A 7,173-nucleotide genomic window follows, 5' to 3' on the forward strand; every position below is an offset into this window, starting at 1 on the left:
ACCCATCAGAGGGGCATTCGCATGGAAAACGTCACGATCGTCGGCACAGAGGCAGGACTGCTCGTACTCGCCACCGAGTCGGGCGAGCGCTTCGCGCTGCCCATCGACGATGTCCTGCAGCGCGAGATCCGGCGAGCCACTCGTCAGGCCGAGCCGGGGGTCCAACGCCTCGCAGCGAGCCCTCGCGACATCCAGGCTCAGATCCGAGCCGGACTCACCGCTCCGGAGGTGTCCGAGCTGCTCGGCATCACCGTCGAGGACGTCATCCGCTTCGAAGGACCGGTCCTCGCCGAGCGCGAGCACATCATCGGACAGGCGCTCGCCGTCCCGGTGCTGATCGGCAGCGAGGTCGAACCCGACGCGCAGCCCACCTTCGGCGCCGCGGTGCGCGCGAAGCTGGCCGATGTGGTCGCGACCGACGAGCGCTGGGCGAGCTGGAAGGACGACTCCGGCTGGATCGTCAAGCTCGAGTTCACCGCGAGCGAGGTCGAGCACGACGCCCGCTGGAGCTTCGACCCTCGCCGCAGCGCGCTGTCGCCGCTGAACGCCGACGCCACGCAGCTGTCACGTCAAGGGGCCCTCCCCGAGGGCCTGATCCCCCGTCTGCGCGCCGTGGATGCCGAGCGCACCACCTCGCCGTATAAGGACGAGAGCCGCTTCGACTCCGGCGCCTTCGGTCCCCGCCTGGTCCCCTCGCCCGAGGCCGACCTCGAGGACCCGTCGCTTCCCGAGCGCTCCAACGCCGCAGCGCAGCACGCCGCCATCAAGCGCGCTCCCGAGTCGGCATCCACGAACCCCGAGACCGCCGACCTCCTCGAGGCGCTGCGGCGGCGCCGTGGACAGCGCGAGAATGCTCCGCTGATCGACGACCTCGACAGCCATGAGGCTCCCGAACCTGCGCCGATCGCACTGTTCGACGCCTTCGAGACGGCGCCGGTCGAGCCTGTCGACGAGGCCCCTCGCGCTGAGACGCAGGAGTCGCCGTCCGACTCGGGCGCGCGCCGCCGTCGCCGCAACGCGATGCCGTCGTGGGACGAGATCGTCTTCGGCGCCAAGACCGACGAGTAGTCGCTGCGCCGATCTCAGCGCGCGAAGGCGCCGAGCCGCAGCAGCGGGACGGTGCGTTCCTCCGGCGTGAGCGCGCCGTGCTGCCCGACCATGCCGCGTCCGCGCTGGTCGGCGGCAGTCCCGTCGTAGATCGCCCAGACGCCACGCGCGATCGCGAGCACATCGCCGATGCGGGCGGCCGCTGCCTCCGAGACTGTGGGGCCGAACAGTCCTGCGGCGACCGCCTCGTCGCGCGTGACGACGTCGGCGACGCCGTCGAGGTCTGCGCGCCACCGGGCGAGCACCGACGTCTCATCGGCATCCGGCTCGAAGTAGGCGTGCAGCATCCGAGGTTCCCCGCCCACGTGACGGATGCCGGCGAGGTGCCCCTCGTCGAGGATCATCTGGCGTCGCGCCGGCACATCGACCATGCCGTGGTCGGATGTCACGAGCACGCCGACGTCAGCGGGAGCGCGGAGCGCGAGCGCCGCATCGACGTCCTCGAGCGCGGCGACCCACTCCGCAGAGGCGATCCCGTGCTTGTGGCCTGCCTTGTCGACCTCGGGGAGGTAGCAGTACACGAGCGCGCCGGGGTGCCGCTCGGCGAGATCGTAGGCGACCTGCACGCGCTCCGCGGGAGTCGCGGCGGCGACGAACTCCCCTCCGCGCAGCGTCGCCCTCGTGAAGCCGCTCTTCGCGTACGCGGCCACGCCGATCGCGAAGGACGGATGCCCCGCAGCAGCGGCGCGCTCGAAGATCGTGGGCACCGGCTGCCAGGTCAGCGGATCCAGTCCGTCTGTCTCCCAGCCGGTCAGCTGGTTCACCAGCACGTCCCGGCTGCGGTCGAGGACTCGGTAGCCCACGAGGCCATGTGCGCCAGGGTGCTCGCCGGTGAGGATGCTGGTCAGCGCAGCGGCCGTCGTCGACGGGAACACGCTGCGCGCGACGTCCTTCTTCGCCATCCCGGTCGTCAGCGCCCTGGCGTGACCTGCGTGCGCGCGGAGGCTGATCGCGCCGAGGCCGTCGATCACGACGAGCACGACCGAACGGGCGGCCGGCAGCGCGGCGGACTCGCCACGGAGAGACGAGAACAGGTCGTCCGCCACCCCGACCACGCTCCGGGTCGACGGCGACTCGGACGGTAGCATGAGTGACATCCGTGCCAGTCTGACACAGGCCACCAGTCACGCCCTCAGGAAGTCCATGCCGAAAACTCCGCCGCCCGAGCCCGTCGAGGAACGCATCCAGGACATCGACCTGTCCAGCGAGATGCAGGGCTCGTTCCTCGAATACGCGTACTCGGTCATCTACTCGCGCGCGCTCCCCGACGCGCGCGACGGTCTGAAGCCGGTGCAGCGACGCATCCTGTACCAGATGGCCGAGATGGGCCTGCGGCCGGACCGTGGTCACGTGAAGAGCGCCCGCGTCGTCGGCGAGGTGATGGGAAAGCTCCACCCCCACGGCGACACGGCGATCTACGACGCGCTGGTGCGACTCGCGCAGGAGTGGGCGCTGCGCGTGCCCCTCGTCGACGGACACGGAAACTTCGGCTCCCTCGACGACGGTCCGGCCGCCGCTCGATACACCGAGGCGCGCCTCGCGGCAGCCGCCCTCGCGCTCACCGAGAACCTCGACGAGGACGTCGTCGACTTCATCCCGAACTACGACGGACAGTTCCAGCAGCCGTCCGTGCTGCCCGCGGCATTCCCGAACCTGCTCGTGAACGGCGCGAGCGGCATCGCCGTCGGCATGGCGACCAACATGGCGCCGCACAACCTGATCGAGGTCGTCGCAGCCGCCACGCATCTGCTGGAGCACCCGGACGCCACGACCGAGGACCTGATGGAGTTCGTGCCCGGCCCCGACTTCCCGGCCGGCGGCGTGCTCATGGGCCTCGACGGCGTCAAGGACGCGTATGCGACCGGGCGCGGTGCGCTGAAGGTCCGCGGCAAGGTCTCGGTCGAGCCGCTCGGTCCTCGGCGCACCGGGATCATCGTGTCGGAGCTGCCGTACATGGTCGGTCCCGAGCGTCTGATCGAGAAGATCCGCGATGCGGTGCAGTCCAAGAAGCTGCAGGGCATCAGCGACGTCACCGACCTCACCGACCGCAACCACGGCCTCCGTGTCGCGATCGGCATCAAGACCGGGTTCGACCCCAACGCCGTGCTCGAGCAGCTCTACCGGCTGACGCCGCTGGAGGACTCCTTCAGCATCAACAACGTCGCCCTGGTCGACGGCCAGCCGCGGACTCTCGGCCTCAAGGAGATGCTCAGCGTCTACGTGGGCCACAGGCTCGAGGTGATCACCCGACGCAGCCGCTACCGCCTCGCCCGCCGCGAGGAGCGCCTGCACCTCGTGGAGGGCCTCCTGATCGCGATCCTCGACATCGACGAGGTCATCCAGGTCATCCGATCGTCCGATGACTCCGAGCAGGCGCGCAGCCGACTGCGTTCGGTGTTCGATCTCAGCGAGCTCCAGGCCGAGTACATCCTCGAGCTGCGCCTTCGCCGTCTGACGAAGTTCTCCCGCATCGAGCTCGAGGCCGAGCGCGACGCCCTCAAGGCGGAGATCGCGAAGCTCCAGGAGCTCCTCGGCAGCCCCGCCCTGCTGCGCAACGCCGTCGCCACCGAGCTCGATGCCGCGGCCGAGGCCTACGGCACGCCGCGTCGCACCCTGCTCATGAACGCGGCGCCGCCCAAGCCCCGCGCGACCAAGGGCGCCGTCGACCTGCAGATCGCTGATGCACCGACCGTGCTGGTGCTCTCGACCACCGGCCGCGCCGTGCGGATCGATCTCGGCGAGGGCCAGGAGCTCACGGTCCCGGCGCGTCGAAGCAAGCACGACGCGATCCTGACGACGTTCGAGACCACGGTGCGCTCCGAGGTCGGCGCGCTCACGAGCGCCGGGCGAGTGGTCCGCTTCTCCCCGGTCGACCTGCCGTCCGTTCCCTCGTCATCCGTCCAGCTGGCCGCAGGCACGCCGCTGCGCGACTACCTGAACATCACGACGCGCGGCGAACGCATCATCGGCTTCCTGCGCTTCGACAGCGAGACGCCGATCGCGCTCGGCACGCTTCAGGGCACTGTCAAGCGCATCGTGCCGACCACGCTGCCGGTGCGTCCGGAGATCGAGGTCATCGGGCTGAAGGCCGGCGATGCCGTTGTCGGTGCCGCACAGGCACCGGACGACGCTGAGCTCGTCTTCATCACCACGGATGCGCAGCTGCTGCACTTCGCCGCCTCGACCGTGCGCCCGCAGGGCGCGCCGGCCGGCGGCATGGCGGGCATCAAGCTCGGCGCAGGATCGTCCGTGCTGTTCTTCGGCGTGGTGGATGCTCCCGACAGCGCCGTGGTCGCCACGGTGTCCGGCGCTGAGGGCATTCTGCCGGGCACCGATGCCGGCAGGGCGAAGGTCACCGCGTTCACCGAGTACCCGGCCAAGGGCCGTGCCACCGGCGGGGTGCGCGCGCACTCGTTCCTGAAGGGCGAGGATCGACTGACCGTGGCCTGGGTCGGCCCCGCTCCCGCGCAGGCGGTCGATCCCACCGGCGCCGTCCGCCGTCTCCCCGATGCGGGGGCACGTCGCGACGCCTCCGGTCAGCCCATCGAGGGTGTGATCGGCAGCATCGGCCGCACGATCGTCTGATCGCGCGGTCGACGACGACGCTCCGATCCGCCGCGGTGATCCCACCGCGGCGGATCAGGCGTCGATGGCCTCGCGCGACAGCCGATCGGACGACTCGATGATGAACTCGCGACGAGGGGCGACCTCGTTGCCCATCAACAGCTCGAAGACACGGCCGGCAGCCTCGGCATCCTCCATGCGTACGCGGCGGAGCAGGCGTCCGGAGCGGTCCATGGTGGTGTTGGCGAGCTGCTCGGCATCCATCTCACCGAGTCCCTTGTACCGCTGGATGGGCTCGTGCCAGCGCTTGCCCGCCTTGCGCAGCTTCGTCAGCAGCGCGTGCATCTCCTGCTCGCTGTAGGTGTAGATCGTCTCGTTCGGCTTCGAGCCGGGGTTCATCACGATCACGCGATGCAGCGGCGGCACGGCCGCGAACACCCGGCCATGCTCGATCAGCGGACGCATGTAGCGGAAGAACAGTGTCAGCAGCAGCGTGCGGATGTGCGCACCGTCGACGTCGGCGTCGCTCATCAGGATCACCTTGCCGTACCGTGCGGCGTCGATGTCGAACGACCGACCGGAGCCGGCGCCGATCACCTGGATGATCGATGCGCACTCGGCGTTCGAGAGCATGTCGCCGACCGAGGCCTTCTGCACATTGAGGATCTTGCCTCGGATGGGCAGCAGCGCCTGGAACTCGCTGTTGCGCGCGTTCTTGGCGGTGCCGAGCGCCGAGTCGCCCTCCACGATGAAGAGCTCGCTGCGTTCGACCTCGTTCGTGCGGCAGTCGACGAGCTTGGTCGGCAGCGTGGACGACTCGAGCGCGTTCTTGCGACGCTGCGTCTCCTTGTGGGCACGCGCGGAGACACGGGCCTTCATCTCGGCGACGATCTTGTCGAGCAGCTGCGTGGCCTGGATCTTGTCGTCGCGCTTGGTCGAGCTGAACCGCTGCCCGAGATCCTTGCGGAGCACCTGCGCCACGATCTGGCGTACGGCCGGGGTGCCGAGCACCTCCTTGGTCTGGCCTTCGAACTGCGGCTCAGGGACGTTGACCGTCAGCACGGCGGTGAGGCCGGCCAGCACGTCATCCTTCTCGAGCTTGTCGTTGCCGACCTTGAGGCGCCGGGCGTTCTGCTCGACCTGCGCCCGGAGCACCTTGAGCATCTCCTGCTCGAAGCCCTGCTGGTGCGTGCCGCCCTTCGGCGTCGCGATGATGTTGACGAACGAGCGGATCGAGGTCTCGTAGCCGGTTCCCCAGCGCAGGGCGATGTCGACCTCGCAGGTGCGTTCGACCTCGGTCGCGATCATGTGGCCGTCGGCCTGGAGCACCGGAACGGTCTCCTTGAAGGTGCCGGAGCCCTGGATGCGCCAGTTGTCGGTGACAGGAGGATCGGATGCGAGGTAGTCCACGAATTCCGAGATGCCGCCGTCGTAGCGGTAGGACGTCTCGATGTGCTCTTCCGCGCGGTGATCGCGGATGACGATCTCGAGGCCGGGGACCAGGAACGCCGTCTGGCGTGCGCGGTTCTCCAGCTCGCCGAGCTGGAATGCCGCATCCTTCGTGAAGATCTGGCGGTCGGCCCAGTAGCGCACCCTGGTGCCGGTGACGCCGCGAGGGGCCTTGCCGGCCACGCGCAGCTCGCTGCCGTCCTGGAACGGGCGGAACGGGGCGTCGGGGCGCTTCTCCCCCGAGTCCGTGAAGATGCCGGGCTCTCCCCGGTGGAACGACATGGCGTACGTCTTGCTGCCGCGGTCGACCTCGACGTCGAGACGCTCCGAGAGCGCGTTGACGACGGATGCGCCGACACCGTGCAGACCACCGGATGCCGCGTACGAGCCGCCGCCGAACTTGCCGCCGGCGTGGAGCTTGGTGAAGACGACCTCGACACCGGTCAGACCGGTGCGCGGCTCGACATCGACAGGGATGCCGCGGCCGAAGTCGTGCACCTCGACGCTGCCGTCGGCGTGCAGGATGATGTCGATCTTGGTGCCGTTGCCCGCGACGGCTTCGTCGACGGCGTTGTCGATGATCTCCCAGAGGCAGTGCATGAGCCCGGGCGATCCGTTCGAGCCGATATACATACCGGGACGTTTGCGGACGGCTTCGAGTCCTTCGAGCACCTGGAGATGATGGGCGGAATACTCGGCGGTCACAATCTCCGAGTCTATTCTCGACAGGGCCCCGCGGCCCGCAGACACTCCCCGGCGGAGCCGACCTGGGGTGGTCCGCGTACGCGCTGAGCGAAACACGCCGTGATCCGGGCATGCATGCAGGTTCTGCGTGGTTGTATTGAGCACGCTCCAACAGCGAACCCGACACCTCGAGGAGGCACCGAGATGAACGCTACAACCGAACGTGAGACCTCTACCGTCGAGTTCCGACTGACGGCTTTGGACCGCTGCGATTCCTGCGGCGCACAGGCGTACATCGCCGCCGAAGTCAACGGCTCCGAACTCCTCTTCTGCGCCCACCACGGCCGCAAGTACGAAGAGAAGCTCCGC

The 7,173-nt window shown here is 69.1% G+C and carries 5 protein-coding genes; 3 read left to right on the forward strand and 2 right to left on the reverse strand.

Annotated features, from left to right (window positions below; translation table 11 throughout):
- Nucleotides 1–21: 21 nt before the first annotated feature.
- Nucleotides 22–1,068, forward strand: a complete 1,047-nt coding sequence (gene sepH / locus V7Z82_RS04275) for a septation protein SepH (protein ID WP_334148288.1) — start codon at nt 22–24, stop codon at nt 1,066–1,068.
- A 14-nt stretch (nt 1,069–1,082) separates the two neighbouring features.
- On the opposite strand, the gene V7Z82_RS04280 is transcribed toward sepH, so the two are convergent.
- Nucleotides 1,083–2,204 (reverse strand): alkaline phosphatase family protein, encoded by a 1,122-nt coding sequence (locus V7Z82_RS04280; RefSeq protein WP_334148289.1) that lies wholly within the window; start codon nt 2,202–2,204, stop codon nt 1,083–1,085.
- Nucleotides 2,205–2,250: 46 nt separating this feature from the next.
- On the opposite strand from V7Z82_RS04280, the gene V7Z82_RS04285 reads away from it, so the two are divergent.
- Nucleotides 2,251–4,692 (forward strand): DNA gyrase/topoisomerase IV subunit A, encoded by a 2,442-nt coding sequence (locus V7Z82_RS04285; protein WP_334148290.1) that lies wholly within the window; start codon nt 2,251–2,253, stop codon nt 4,690–4,692.
- Nucleotides 4,693–4,746: 54 nt separating this feature from the next.
- Here V7Z82_RS04285 and V7Z82_RS04290 read toward each other — a convergent pair whose 3' ends face one another.
- Nucleotides 4,747–6,825, reverse strand: a complete 2,079-nt coding sequence (locus V7Z82_RS04290) for a DNA gyrase/topoisomerase IV subunit B (RefSeq protein ID WP_442927574.1) — start codon at nt 6,823–6,825, stop codon at nt 4,747–4,749.
- Between the two features lie 183 nt (nt 6,826–7,008).
- Here V7Z82_RS04290 and V7Z82_RS18105 point away from each other — a divergent pair.
- Nucleotides 7,009–7,173, forward strand: a 165-nt coding sequence (locus V7Z82_RS18105; RefSeq protein ID WP_442927583.1) for a DUF7455 domain-containing protein, incomplete at its 3' end; no start/stop codon positions are given.

Source organism: Microbacterium sp. (assembly GCF_036823965.1).
In the GTDB taxonomy this organism is placed as follows: domain Bacteria; phylum Actinomycetota; class Actinomycetes; order Actinomycetales; family Microbacteriaceae; genus Microbacterium.

Coding starts and splice junctions, on each gene's coding strand:
- sepH (WP_334148288.1), top strand. CDS start 22: ATGGAAAACGTCACGATCGTCGGCACAGAGGCAGGACTGCTCGTACTC.
- V7Z82_RS04280 (WP_334148289.1), bottom strand. CDS start 2,204: ATGTCACTCATGCTACCGTCCGAGTCGCCGTCGACCCGGAGCGTGGTC.
- V7Z82_RS04285 (WP_334148290.1), top strand. CDS start 2,251: ATGCCGAAAACTCCGCCGCCCGAGCCCGTCGAGGAACGCATCCAGGAC.